The sequence below is a fragment of the Acidovorax sp. KKS102 genome (genome assembly GCF_000302535.1).
Taxonomy (GTDB): Bacteria; Pseudomonadota; Gammaproteobacteria; order Burkholderiales; family Burkholderiaceae_C; genus Acidovorax.
The window spans coordinates 4,136,804-4,149,388 of the sequence record NC_018708.1 but is presented as its reverse complement, the minus strand read 5'-3'; the positions used below and the strand labels follow the sequence as shown (position 1 = coordinate 4,149,388).

Annotated in this window: 10 protein-coding genes; 7 read left to right on the top strand and 3 right to left on the bottom strand. The window is 67.1% G+C overall.

The features are described from left to right. Positions 1-40: 40 nt before the first annotated feature. From C380_RS19035 to C380_RS19015, 7 genes are all read left to right on the top strand, one after another. Complete coding sequence (locus C380_RS19035) at positions 41-433, top strand: hypothetical protein (RefSeq protein ID WP_015015473.1); 393 nt, start codon at positions 41-43, stop codon at positions 431-433. A gap of 168 nt (positions 434-601) precedes the next feature. Beyond that, the gene (locus tag C380_RS19030) at positions 602-919 is read left to right on the top strand and encodes a BON domain-containing protein (RefSeq protein WP_015015472.1); all 318 of its coding nucleotides are present in this window, start codon (positions 602-604) and stop codon (positions 917-919) included. A 183-nt stretch (positions 920-1,102) separates the two neighbouring features. Beyond that, positions 1,103-2,284, top strand: a complete 1,182-nt coding sequence (locus tag C380_RS19025) for a putative zinc-binding metallopeptidase (protein ID WP_015015471.1) — start codon at positions 1,103-1,105, stop codon at positions 2,282-2,284. A gap of 93 nt (positions 2,285-2,377) precedes the next feature. Next, positions 2,378-3,910 (top strand): circularly permuted type 2 ATP-grasp protein, encoded by a 1,533-nt coding sequence (locus tag C380_RS19020; RefSeq protein ID WP_015015470.1) that lies wholly within the window; start codon positions 2,378-2,380, stop codon positions 3,908-3,910. Further along, positions 3,907-4,068: an alpha-E domain-containing protein gene (locus C380_RS25915; protein WP_369750470.1), complete on the top strand. Its 162-nt coding sequence runs from the start codon at positions 3,907-3,909 to the stop codon at positions 4,066-4,068. Before C380_RS19020 ends, C380_RS25915 begins: the two co-directional genes overlap by 4 nt. Beyond that, entirely contained in the window at positions 4,002-4,217 is a 216-nt protein-coding gene (locus tag C380_RS25910) for an alpha-E domain-containing protein (RefSeq protein ID WP_148279997.1), read from the top strand. The genes C380_RS25915 and C380_RS25910 overlap by 67 nt, the downstream gene beginning before the upstream one ends. Continuing rightward, the gene (locus tag C380_RS19015; RefSeq protein ID WP_015015467.1) at positions 4,211-5,170 is read left to right on the top strand and encodes an alpha-E domain-containing protein; all 960 of its coding nucleotides are present in this window, start codon (positions 4,211-4,213) and stop codon (positions 5,168-5,170) included. The genes C380_RS25910 and C380_RS19015 overlap by 7 nt, the downstream gene beginning before the upstream one ends. Here C380_RS19015 and C380_RS19010 read toward each other — a convergent pair. The 3 genes from C380_RS19010 to C380_RS19000 all read right to left on the bottom strand — a co-directional run bounded on the left by C380_RS19010 (position 5,136) and on the right by C380_RS19000 (position 12,434). Beyond that, positions 5,136-6,122: a transglutaminase family protein gene (locus C380_RS19010; RefSeq protein WP_015015466.1), complete on the bottom strand. Its 987-nt coding sequence runs from the start codon at positions 6,120-6,122 to the stop codon at positions 5,136-5,138. The genes C380_RS19015 and C380_RS19010 overlap by 35 nt on opposite strands. A 2-nt stretch (positions 6,123-6,124) precedes the next feature. Then, positions 6,125-8,770 (bottom strand): circularly permuted type 2 ATP-grasp protein, encoded by a 2,646-nt coding sequence (locus tag C380_RS19005; protein WP_015015465.1) that lies wholly within the window; start codon positions 8,768-8,770, stop codon positions 6,125-6,127. A 166-nt stretch (positions 8,771-8,936) separates the two neighbouring features. Then, the gene (locus C380_RS19000; protein ID WP_015015464.1) at positions 8,937-12,434 is read right to left on the bottom strand and encodes a DUF2126 domain-containing protein; all 3,498 of its coding nucleotides are present in this window, start codon (positions 12,432-12,434) and stop codon (positions 8,937-8,939) included. Positions 12,435-12,585 lie beyond the last annotated feature (151 nt).

The following is a 12,585-nucleotide window of genomic DNA, read 5'->3' as shown; positions in this document are numbered from 1 at the left end:
CTCGCGCATTCCCCTTTTGCATATTCCAAGGAGTTTTCTGATGAGCCTTCAGACCACAACCGACAAAGTGACGACTGGCGTTCGCAACCTCACCGATGACGTGCTGCAAAGCGCCCAGGAGGCCGTGCAGACCACCCGTGCTGGCGCAGACCAGTCGCTCGACAAGGCAGAAGCCAGCGTGCGTGCCCTGCGCCGCCAAGCCGACCCCGCTATTGACGACCTGGCCGCCCGTGCCCAGGACCTGGCCGCCCGCAGCATTGACTATTGCGCCGAGACCAGCGCGCGTGCACGCCGCCAGATGCAGCAGGCGGCAGAAGCCACCAGCAAGTACGTGGCCGAGCAGCCCGGCAAGTCGCTGGTGATTGCCGCCGCATCGGGTGCCCTGCTGGCCACCGTGGCGATGTGGATGACGCGCCGCCGCGATGCATACTGAGCGTTGAAGGTGGGTGATGCCGGTGTTCGTCCGCCGGTGCCTCGCCAGCGCTGATCTTTTTTGTCCCCTTTTCCCACAGTCCGCCGGTCGCGGAGGGTGCAACAGACCGGTGGATTGAATATGTCCCAGCACCCGCGTTCCCAACCATTCTTGAACAAGGAAAACACCATGAAATACGCACGTGCCCTCGCTTTCGCCGCAGTCGCTGGCATCACCATCGTTACGGCCACGGGCTGTTCGGTGGCTCGCGAACAGCAGACTGTGGGTTCTTATGTGGATGACGCCGGCATCACCGCCGCCGTGAAGGCCAAGATGGCCGAAGACAAGAACGTGTCCGCCACCTCCATCAGCGTAGAAACGCTGAACGGCACGGTGCAGCTGTCGGGTTTTGCCAAGTCGCAGACCGAAAAGAACCAGGCAGAAAACATTGCCCGCAACACCAAGCACGTGCGCGAAGTGCGCAACAGCATCGTTGTGCGCCCCTGACCGGACGGGGCTTGCGCCACGCGCATGGGCCTAGCGCTCCCGCCTGATGGCGTTACCCCCTGAAGCAGGCTCCAGGCATGTCCCGGGGCCTGTTTTTTTATGGGCCCACCCTGTTGATGTATCGGGTGGAACCTGCACTGTTCATTCACCTTGCTCCGGGCCACGGGGTATAAGCTCCACACCATGCGGGTATTCAATTGCGACCATTGCGGTCATCTGGTTTTTTTTGACAGCGTGCAGTGCCTGCATTGCGGCAGTGCGCTGGCATTTCTGCCCGATGTGCTGACCATGGCTGCACTGACCCTTGCGCCACAGGATGGTGCAGACCTGTGGCGCCGCCGGGGCAGGCAGGGCGACGCTCATTCCAGCGGGCGCCTGTACCGCATGTGCCGCAACCACACGGACCACCAAGCCTGCAACTTTGCGATACCTGTCCATGACTTCACAGAGCTGTGTGTGTCGTGCCGCCAGACCCGTGTGATGCCCGACCTGTCTGAGCCTGCGAACATGGGGCGCTGGATGCAGATCGAAGCCGCCAAGCGGCGGCTGTTCTACAGCCTGGCCCGCCTGGGGCTGGAGCCTGCGCCCGGCGGCACAAGCCCGGTGTTTGAATTTTTGGCGGAGGTGCCGGGCGGCCCACCCGTGCTGACGGGCCACAACAACGGCACCATCACCCTCAACGTGGCGGAGGCCGATGACGATGAGCGTGCGCGCCGCCGCATCGCGCTGGGTGAGCCCTACCGCACGCTGATTGGCCATTTGCGCCATGAGTCCGGGCACTTCTACTGGGACCAGCTGGTGCGCGATGGCGGGCGGCTGGACGACTTTCGCCAGATGTTTGGTGACGAGCGCCAGGACTATGCAGCGGCCCTGGAGGCGCACTACGCCAAGGGCAATGACGGCAACGACTGGGCCGACCACCATGTGAGCGCCTACGCCGCCGCGCACCCCTGGGAAGACTGGGCCGAAACCTGGGCGCACTACCTGCACATGATCGACCTGCTGGAAACCTCGGCCAGCTATGCCACCGAGGTCACCGTGCCCGGGATTTACGGCCCGCAGCGCAGCAGCGCCATCGACCCCTTTGCCAGTCCGGCGCCCGACTTCCAGTCCATGGTGCAGCACCTGGTGCCGCTGACGCTGCTGCTCAACAGCCTCACACGCAGCCTGGGGCAGCCCGACGCCTACCCGTTTGCGCTGGCAAGCGCGGTGTTGGCCAAGCTGCGCTTTGTGCACGACATGGTGCGCGAAGCGGCCGCGCGGCCGGCCCCTGTGGCCGCTTCGGCCCCCGTTCCGCCAGCCCCACCTGCTGCCCCTCAAGGTGTCAAAAAGAATAGCAAATCAGCCAATAAAGACCGGCGCTAGCAGGCGGTTTGGCTGAAATTTGGCTGCCACGCCGTCCGCAGGGCCTTAAAACGGCCTGGAACTTGCTTGAGGGCTTGCAGGAGATTGGCTCTCATGCAGAAGTTCGACGAGATGGTTACCCGGCTGCCCCTGGCCGGCCTGGACGGTGCGGCAGGCTGGGCGGGCAGCGATGTACGGCCCCACTATGCGCGGTTTGCGCAATGGCTGGCGCGCCAGAGCGCCGAGTCCATGCAGGCGCGCCGCGCCGAGGCCGAGGTCATCTTCCGGCGCGTGGGCATCACCTTCGCCGTCTACGGCGCCAAGGACGAGGACGGCGCGGGCACCGAGCGGCTCATCCCCTTCGACCTGATCCCCCGCATCATTCCGCAGCAGGAATGGGCGCACATGCAGCGGGGCCTGGTGCAGCGGGTCACGGCGCTCAATCGCTTCATCCACGACGTGTACCACGGCCAGGACATCCTGCGCGCAGGCATCGTGCCTGCCGAGCAGATCCTGCGCAACGCCCAGTTCCGGCCGGAGATGGTCGGCGTTCATGTGCCGCTCGACATCTACTCCCACATCAGCGGCATCGACATCGTGCGGGCACCGGATGCGGCAGGCGAGGGCGTGTACTACGTGCTGGAAGACAACCTGCGTGTGCCCAGCGGCGTGAGCTACATGCTCGAAGACCGCAAGATGATGATGCGGCTGTTCCCCGAACTGTTCGCTCAGCACCAGGTGGCACCGGTGGCGCATTACCCGGACTTGCTGCTGGACACCCTGCGCGCCAGCGCCCCGGCCGGCGCGGCCGACCCGACCGTGGTAGTGCTGACCCCCGGCATGTACAACAGCGCCTATTTCGAGCACGCCTTCCTCGCGCAGCAGATGGGCGTGGAGCTGGTCGAGGGGCAGGACCTCGTGGTCAAGGACCAGTTTGTGTACATGCGCACCACGCGTGGCCTGCAGCGGGTGGATGTGATCTACCGCCGGGTGGATGACGATTTCCTCGACCCCGACGTTTTCCGCCCCACCTCCACCCTGGGCTGTGCGGGGCTCATGGCCGCCTACTGGGCGGGCAATGTCGCCATCTGCAACGCCGTGGGCACGGGCGTGGCCGACGACAAGTCCATCTACCCCTACGTGCCGGACATGATCCGCTTCTACCTGGGGGAGGAGCCCATCCTGCAGAACGTCCCCACCTGGATGTGCCGCAAGCCGGACGACCTGCGGTACGTGCTGGACCATCTGCACGAACTGGTGGTGAAGGAGGTGCACGGCGCGGGCGGCTACGGCATGCTGATTGGCCCCGCAGCCACCCGGGCCGAGATCGACGCTTTCCGCGCAGCAGTCATCGCCAAGCCCGACGGCTACATCGCCCAGCCCACGCTGAGCCTCTCCAGCTGCCCTACCTATGTGGACAGCGGCATTGCTCCCCGCCACATCGACCTGCGGCCCTTTGTGCTCAGCGGCCAGAAGGTGCAGATGGTGGCGGGCGGCTTGACGCGCGTGGCTCTCAAGGAGGGATCGCTGGTGGTCAATTCATCGCAGGGTGGAGGCACCAAAGACACCTGGGTGCTGGGCGACCAGCCTGCGGCAGCGCAGGCCTCGTCCCTGCCCATGCAAACACAAAGCCAAGGGAGGGAATGACCATGCTGAGCCGTACTGCCGATCATTTGTTCTGGATGGCCCGTTATACCGAGCGGGCAGAAAAGCCCTGCGCCGCGGGGCTTTCGAAAAAATGCCGCAAGCGTGTGCCACACGCTCGGGGTTCTCTGCCCTCGTCCGAGAAGGAGCTCACATGCTAAGCCGCACCGCTGATCATTTGTTCTGGATGGCCCGTTACACCGAAAGGGCAGAAAGGCCCTGCGCAGCGGGGCTTTCGAAAAAATACGGCAAGCGTGTGCAACACGCTCGGGGTTCTCTGCCCTCGTCCAAGAAGGAGATCACATGCTGAGCCGCACCGCCGATCATTTGTTCTGGATGGCCCGTTACACCGAAAGGGCAGAGAACACCGCCCGGATGCTGGACGTCAACTACCAGAGCGCTTTGCTGCCCCAATCGACCGAGGTCGCCACCCTCGGCTGGCAGGGCTTGCTGTCCATCAGCGAGCTGCTGCCCGCCTACACCGCCCAGCACGGCGAGGTGACGCCCGCCAAGGTGCTCGACTTCATGGTCAAGGACCCGAGCAACCCCTCGTCCATCGTGGCCTGCCTGCAGGCCGCGCGCGAGAACGCGCGGGCGGTGCGCGGGGCGCTCAACACCGAGGCCTGGGAGATCCAGAACCAGACCTGGCTTGAAGTGAACCGCCTGATTGCGAGCGGTGCGTTGGAGCAGGACCCTGCACGGTTCTTCGAATGGGTGAAGTTCCGCTCGCACCTGTCGCGCGGGGTGACGGTGGGCACCATGCTGCAGGACGAGGCGCTGCACTTCATGCGGCTGGGCACGTTTCTGGAGCGGGCCGACAACACGGCGCGGCTGCTGGACGTGAAGTTTCACGCGGTGCAAAGCGACTTCAGGGGCGCGGCCGCGGCGCAGGACCAAGACTATGACTTCTATCACTGGAGCGCCATCTTGCTCAGCGTGTCGGGCTTCGAGACCTACCGCAAGGTGTACCGCGATGTGATCACCCCCGAGCGTGTGGCCGAGCTGCTGATCCTGCGGGCCGACATGCCCCGCTCATTGCACGCCTGCATGAAGGAGGTGCTGGGCAACCTCGACATGCTAGCCAGCGGCCAGTCGGCCGAGACCCAGCGGCACGCGGGGCGGCTGCTGGCGCACCTCAGGTTCGCGCGCATCGATGAAATCCTGACCCATGGCCTGCACGCCTACCTCACCCAGTTCCTGGAGCGGGTGAACGACCTGGGGGCGCGGATCAGCCGGGACTTCCTGGTGCCTGCGGCGGTGTGAGGGGGGCGTCTGACGCAGTCAGTGCAGCGGCCGCAGCACCAGTGGCCGCGGCTTCGGGCACCGGCTCCACCGTCACCCCCACCTGCAGCACATGGTGGTCGCCGCCGTGGATCACACCGCGCAGCGGCGACACGTCCGAAAAATCGCGGCCGATGGCTAGCGTCACATAGTCCTCGCCCGCCGGCCGGTCGTTGGTGGGGTCCAGGTCAAACCAGGCGTTCTCGACCAGCGCGCCGCCCCTGTCATCCGCTGAAGGCGACCACACCGACACCCAGGCGTGCGATGCATCGGCGCCCACCAGCCGGGGTTGGCCGGGCGGGGGCTCGGTCAGCAGGTAGCCGCTGACATACCGAGCCGCGAGGCCCAGGCTGCGCAGGCAGCCAATCATCACGTGGGCAAAGTCCTGGCACACGCCCCGGCGCAGCCGCAGCGATTCGAGCGCGGGCGTACCCGCGTCGGTGGCATTGGCGGTGTAGGCAAAGTCGGCATGGATGCGCGACATCAGGTGGCTGGCGGCCTGCATCAGCGGGCGGCCGGGTGTAAAGCTCTCGGCGGCATAGGCCACAAAGTCGGCGTGCCGGGGAATGTAGGGCGAGGCAAAGCTGAACTCGGTGGCCGCGTGGTAGGGCTGGCCGCGCCGGTAGCTCAGCCGCTCGCGCACGGCATCCCAGGGCTCGCCGGGCGGCGCGGCGGGCACGGGCAGGGTCTCCAGCAGGCTTTCGGCGCGCACCCGCAGTTGCTCGTGGGTGAAGGGCAGGCTGAAGAACGTGCGGGTGTTGCCAAACACGTCCTGCACCATGTTGCACTGGGTTGGGGCGGGGTCCACCTGCAGGCTGTGGGTCAGCACGCGCTGCACCATGCCGGTGCGCGGGCGCAGATGGGCCATGTGCTGGGCGTTCTGCACCGTGGGGGTGTAGTGGTACACCGTTTCGTGGATGACGCGCAGCTTCATGGTCAAGCTCCCACGCTATGGCGAAGTGCATCGATGGAGTGGGTGAAGTAGCGCGTGGCTAGCACATCCGACAGTCCCAACACGCCCCGCACACAGCGGCCCAGATAGTCCTCCAGCGCGGCATGGCGGCCCTCGGCATCCTGTGTGCATAGGGCCACCAGCGACAGGTCGGAGGCCTCGGGGATGCCCATGGCGGCGGATTCGCCGGGCGTGCCCGCAGCCGCTTCGATCTTGGCAATGCGCCCGCGCAGCGTCTGCGCCACCCAGGCCAGCGAGCGGGGGTTGTCGCGGTCGATCACCAGCAGGTCCAGCAGCGCGGGCATGTCGCGCCGCTGCTGGTACTGCGCGTGGAACGTGATGGTGCTGTCAAACAGCGCCACCATGGCCTCAAAGCCGCCTTCATCGTGCACGGCGCCGGTCTGCAGGCCGCTTTCCAGTGCCGAGGCCAGAAAGCCCAGGCGCTCCAGATGCCGCCCGATGGACAGCAGGCGCCAGCCGTCGTCGCGGGTCATGCGGTCGGTCTGCTGGCCGGTCATGGCGGCGGTGTGGCCGCTCAGCACTTCCAACTGGCGCAGCGCATCCAGCGGCGAATAGTCGCCGTCGTCTTCGGCCCCGGTGCGGGGCGCAAAAAACTCCGCCTCGGCCCGCACGATGAGGTTCCAGTGCTCTTGCGACAGGCGGTCGCGCACGGCCGATGCGGCGCCCAGAATGCCGCGCAGGTTGAAGCCCACGCTGGTCACCTGAGCGGGCTGCGTCAGCCCGGCGATCAGCGAGCGCTCGAACACGCGCCGCGCCTGCCCCGCCGCCGGCACCGTGGGCAGCACCAGCCCCTGGCTCACGCCGATGGCGCTGAGCCAGGCCAGCAGCGGTTGCGAGGTCTGGTCCTCGCCGTTCAGGCATTGCAGCGTGATGCGCGCCAGGCGCGTGACGTTCTCGGTGCGCTCGGTGTAGCGGCCCAGCCAGAACAGGTTTTCAGCCGCGCGGCTGGTCACCTGGCGGCTGCGCTGCACCACGGCGGGCGCGGCCTGGTTGTGGGCCAGCAGCGTGGTGGTGTCCACGGGGCCATCGGTTTGCACCCACACATCGGCGCTGCTGCCGCCGCGCTGCATGGACGTGATGCCGCTGTCGCCTTGGGCCAGGCGGGCCAGCCCGCCCGGCAACACGCGCCAGGAGCCCGGGCCATCACACACTGCAAACACGCGCAGCATCACCGAGCGGGGGGCGATGGGGCTGCTATTCGGCGCGGCATCCTCCGTGTCCTTCGTGCGCCAGGTGGGCATTTGCGACAGCGGCAGGTGGGCCTGCACGGTGTATTCATCGCCCTGCGCTTCGATGCGCGCAGACCACTGCATCAGGTCTTGCGCCGACAGCGCGCCGCCCAACACAGGCACGCGCTGCGCCATGGGCCAGGTGGGGCGAATCACGCTGTGCGCGAGCTGCGGCAGCACCGCCTGCATGGCCGAGCGTTCGCCACACCACCAGGTGGGCAGCGACGGCAGGGCCAGCTCTTCGCCCAGCAGGTGACGCGACAGCGCGGGCATAAAGCCCAGCAGCGCCGACGATTCGAGGAACGCCGAGCCCGGCGCATTGGCCACCAGCACGTTGCCCGCGCGGATGGCCTGTAGCAAGCCGGGCACGCCCAGGCGCGAGTCGCTGCGCAGCTCCAGCGGGTCTAGAAACTCGTCGTCCAGGCGCTTCAGGATGCCGTGCACCGGCTGCAGGCCGTGCAGGGTCTTGAGGTACAGGCGCGCGTCGCGCACCGTAAGGTCGTTGCCCTCCACCAGCGTCAGGCCCAGATAGCGCGCCAGGTAGGCATGCTCAAAATAGGTCTCGTTGTACGGGCCGGGCGTGAGCAGCACGATGCGCGCATCGGCCCCCGCAGGGCTCATCTGCCGCAGCCCGTCGAGCAACGCGCGGTAGGTGGCGGCCAGGCGCTGCACATGCATCTGGCTGAACGCCTCGGGGAACAGGCGCGAGATGAGCAGCCGGTTCTCCAGCAAATACCCTAGGCCCGAGGGCGCCTGCGTGCGCTGCGTGACCACCCACCAGTCGCCCTGCGCATCGCGCGCCATGTCGAACGCGGCGATGTGCAGATGGGTGCCGCCCACGGGCTGCACGCCGTGCATGGCGCGCAGGTAGCCGGGGTGCCCCTGCACCAGGGCGCTGGGCAGCAGGCCGCTGCGCAGCAGCTCCTGCGGGCCATACACGTCGGCCATCACGCGGTCGAGCAGGCGGGCGCGCTGCAACACGCCGCGCTCGATGTGCGCCCAGTCGCCCTGCGAGAGGATCAGCGGGAACAGGTCCACCGACCAGGGCCGCTGCGGGCCGTCGGCATCGGCATAGACGTTGTAGGTGATGCCGTTGTCGCGCACCTGGCGCTGCAGGCTCTGCATGCGCCGGTCCAGGTCCTGAAAGCCCTCAGGGCCCAATTGATCAAAAAATTGGGCCCAGGCGCTAGTGATGTTTGGGTTGTTTGCTATTGATTGAGAAGTTGATGCTGCGGTGGCCGTGCTGGATGCGTCCGGCACACGGGCACCCCGCAACTCGTCAAAATGCCCGGCCGCCGCTGCAGGCGCCAGCGCAGCCGCCCATTGGGCCGCGCTGTCGGAAGGGTCGGGGGGGGGAAGGCTGTCGTTGAGATGGTTCACTGCGCTCGATTTTCGGGCATTTGGTCTCGGGCACTCTGCGGGTTACCCGCAGCGTCGAAACTGGCGCGGCCCAGGCCAGGGACGCCGAGCAAGGGCCGTCCCGCAGCGAGGGCGTCGTCCCCCTTCAAGGGGGAAGGCGCCGCAGGCGACTCAGGGGGTGGCTTTCCTACGGCCGCATCTTGCGCCGCAGATCCAGCGTGAACGGAAACTCCCGGCTGCCCGGCAGCTCAATCGTCGCAGGCGGCACCGCCAGCCGCCCCGGCGTGTGGCCCATGCGCGAGAAGCGCGCCAGGCGGCGGCTTTCGGCCTCGTACGCGTTGACCGGGAAGGTGTCGTAGTTGCGCCCACCCGGGTGCGCCACGTGGTACTGGCAGCCGCCCAGCGACCGGTTCATCCAGGTGTCCACGATGTCAAACGTGAGCGGTGCGTGGGCGCCAATGGTGGGGTGCAGGGCCGAGGGCGGGTTCCAGGCCTTGTAGCGCACACCCGCTACAAACTCGCCGGTCGTGCCCGTGCTTTGCAGGGGCAGCGGCTGGCCGTTGACGGTGACCACATGGCGGCTTTCGTTCATGCCCGTCACGCGCACCTCGATGCGCTCCAGCGACGAGTCCACGTAGCGCACCGTGCCACCGGCAGAGCCTTCCTCGCCCATCACATGCCAGGGCTCCAGCGCGTTGCGCAGGGTCAGCTCCACGCCCATCGATTGGACAGTGCCGACCATGGGGAAGCGGAACTCGAACTGCGGCGCAAACCAGGCGGGGTCAAACGCGTAGCCTGCGGCGTTCATCTCGGCCACCACATCGTGCATGTCCTGCTGGATGAAGGTGGGCAGCATCCAGCGGTCGTGCAGCTCGGTGCCCCAACGGGCGGCGGGGGCGCGGTAGGGCGCCTTCCAGAAGCGGGCGATCAGGGCGCGCAGCAGCAACTGCTGCACCACGCTCATGTGGGCATGGGGCGGCATCTCAAAGGCGCGCAGCTCCAGCAGGCCCAGGCGGCCGGTGCTGCTGTCGGGCGAGAACATCTTGTCGATGCTGAACTCGCTGCGGTGCGTGTTGCCGGTCACATCCACCAGGATGTTGCGCAGCGTGCGGTCCACCAGCCAGGGCGGCATGTCCTGGCCATAGATCGCGCGGTTGGCTTCGATCTCGCGCAGGGCGATTTCCAGTTCGTAGAGCTGGTCGTTGCGGGCCTCGTCCACACGCGGCGACTGGCTGGTGGGGCCAATGAACAGGCCGCTGAACAGGTAGCTCAGGCTCGGGTGGTTGTGCCAGTACAGCAGCAGGCTGGCCAGCAGCTCGGGCTTGCGCAAGAAGGGCGAGTCGGCCGGTGTGGCGCCGCCCATCACAAAGTGGTTGCCGCCGCCGGTGCCGGTGTGGCGGCCATCGGTCATGAACTTCTCGGCCGACAGGCGGGTCTCCCACGCGGCTTGGTAAAGAAACTCGGTGTGCTGCACCAGCTCCTTCCAGTGGCTGGCGGGGTGGATGTTCACCTCGATCACGCCGGGGTCGGGCGTCACGGCCAGCACCTTCAGGCGTGCGTCGCGCGGCGGCGGGTAGCCTTCCAGCACGATCTTCATGCCCAGTTCTTCGGCCGTGGCCTCGATGGCCGCCAGCAGGTCCAGGTAGTCCTCCAGGCGCGCCAGCGGGGGCATGAAGACGTAGAGCACGCCGTACTTCTCACCCACCTTCTCGGCCTTGGGGCCGCTGGCGCGGCGCGGGTCGCGCACTTCCACACACAGGGCAGTGCGCGACAGGCCTGCGGCCGACTGGAACTTGCCCGGGGGCTGCATGCCCGCATGCGGGTCGGGCTGCCCGGCCTGGCGTGCGTGGTCGCCGCCTGCGGTGCCTTGCACCACGCGGCGTGCTTCGCCCGGTGCGGTGGCGCCCGCCAGGTAGGGCAGGTCACGGTCGCCGGTGACGGGGCCCGCTGGAAGGGAATACCGCGCCCGCAGCGTGGTCGCAGCGGGCAGTGGGCCTTGCGGTGCGGTCGGGTCTTGCGGGATCAGGTGCTCGGTGTCCGACGCCTTCACCCAGGGCAGGGCGTCCAGCGGCAGGCGGTAGCCCATGGGCGAATCGCCGGGGATGAGCAGCATGCGGTCGTCGCGGAAGAACCAGGGCCCGGTGCTCCACACACTGCCCGCCAGCGTGCCCGCACCCACACCCGCCTGCAGCGGCAGCACATAGCCCACCACGCTGTCGAGCTTTTGCTCAAACACGCGGCGCAGGCGGGCGCGCTCCAGCTCATCGTCCAGGCGCGCGTCGAACGGGTCCACGTTGATGGGCAGGCGCCGCTCGCGCCACAGGTAATAGAAGGTGTCTTCGTAACCGGGCTGAATGTAGCGGTCGGTGATCCCCAGCTTGCGCGTGAGCGTACGCACAAAGCGCTCGGCGTCGGCACTGGTGTAGTGCGAGGGATCACGCTCGTCGGCAAACAGCGCGGGGTTCTGCCACGCGGGCTGGCCGTCGGCGCGCCAGCAGATCGACAGCGCCCAGCGCGGCAACTGCTCGCCGGGGTACCACTTGCCCTGGCCAAAGTGCAAAAAACCGCCCCGGCCGTATTCGGCGCGCAGCTTGTGCGTGAGTTCGGTGGCAAAGCCGCGTTTGGTGGGGCCCAGGGCATCGGTGTTCCACTCGGGCGCGTCGCGGTCGCCCACGGCCACAAAGGTGGGCTCGCCACCCATGGTCAGGCGCACATCGCCTGCTACCAGGTCGGCGTCCACCTGCTCGCCCAGCGCCAGCACGGCCTGCCACTGGTCTTCGGTGTAGGGCTTGGTCACGCGGGGGGATTCGTAAATGCGCGTCACGCGCATCTCGTGACTGAAGTCCACCTCGGCCTTGTCCACGCCGCCTTCAATCGGCGCGGCCCCCGAGGGCTGCGGCGTGCAGGCCAGCGGGATGTGGCCCTCTCCCGCCATCAGGCCGCTGGTGGCATCCAGGCCAATCCAGCCCGCGCCGGGCAGGTAGACCTCGCACCAGGCGTGCAGGTCGGTGAAGTCGTGGTCGGTGCCACTGGGGCCATCTAGCGCCTTCACATCGGGGGTCAGCTGGATCAGGTAGCCCGACACAAACCGCGCCGCCAGCCCCAGGTGGCGCAGCAGCTGCACCAGCAGCCAGCCCGAGTCGCGGCACGAGCCGCTGGCCTTTTGCAGCGTCTCCTCGGGCGTCTGCACGCCGGGCTCCAGGCGGATCAGGTAGCGAATGTCCTGCGACACCTGCTGGTTCAGCTTGACCAGAAAGTCCACTGTGCGCCGTTTGCTGCGGTCGATCTTGTCCAGGTACGCCTGCACCAGCGGCGTCATCGGCTCGGTGGCCAGGTAGGGCGCCAGCTCCTGCTGCACATCGCTGCTGTACTTGAAGGGGATGTGCTCGGCCTCGGGCTCCAGGAAGAAGTCGAACGGGTTGTACACCGCCATCTCCACCACCAGGTCCACGGTGACCTTGAACTCACGTGTCTTCTCGGGGAAGACGAGCCGTGCCTGGTAGTTGGCAAACGGATCCTGCTGCCAGTTGATGAAGTGCTGCGCGGGCTCGACCTTGAGCGAGTACGAAATCACATTGCTGCGGCAATGGGGCGCAGGCCGCAATCGGATCGTCTGCGGCCCGAGGCCGACCAGCCGGTCGTATTGGTAATGCGTGACGTGGTGGAGCGCGGCGTGGATGGGCATATGCAGGCCATGCTAGCAAGTCCCGAGCCATCGCGGGCAACTATTCCGGGGGCGGTGACAAGCGGCCATCGGCTGTTCACAATGTGCGGTCCGTGCCCCGCTGCTGGGGCTGTCTGCATGCTTCTCATCGTGCACCAACTTGGTGATGCCT

Excerpts from the sequence above, each read along its gene's own strand:
- C380_RS19035 (WP_015015473.1), top strand. The coding sequence starts at position 41 with ATGAGCCTTCAGACCACAACCGACAAAGTGACGACTGGCGTTCGCAAC.
- C380_RS19030 (WP_015015472.1), top strand. The coding sequence starts at position 602 with ATGAAATACGCACGTGCCCTCGCTTTCGCCGCAGTCGCTGGCATCACC.
- C380_RS19025 (WP_015015471.1), top strand. The coding sequence starts at position 1,103 with ATGCGGGTATTCAATTGCGACCATTGCGGTCATCTGGTTTTTTTTGAC.
- C380_RS19020 (WP_015015470.1), top strand. The coding sequence starts at position 2,378 with ATGCAGAAGTTCGACGAGATGGTTACCCGGCTGCCCCTGGCCGGCCTG.
- C380_RS25915 (WP_369750470.1), top strand. The coding sequence starts at position 3,907 with ATGACCATGCTGAGCCGTACTGCCGATCATTTGTTCTGGATGGCCCGT.
- C380_RS25910 (WP_148279997.1), top strand. The coding sequence starts at position 4,002 with ATGCCGCAAGCGTGTGCCACACGCTCGGGGTTCTCTGCCCTCGTCCGA.
- C380_RS19015 (WP_015015467.1), top strand. The coding sequence starts at position 4,211 with ATGCTGAGCCGCACCGCCGATCATTTGTTCTGGATGGCCCGTTACACC.
- C380_RS19010 (WP_015015466.1), bottom strand. The coding sequence starts at position 6,122 with ATGAAGCTGCGCGTCATCCACGAAACGGTGTACCACTACACCCCCACG.
- C380_RS19000 (WP_015015464.1), bottom strand. The coding sequence starts at position 12,434 with ATGCCCATCCACGCCGCGCTCCACCACGTCACGCATTACCAATACGAC.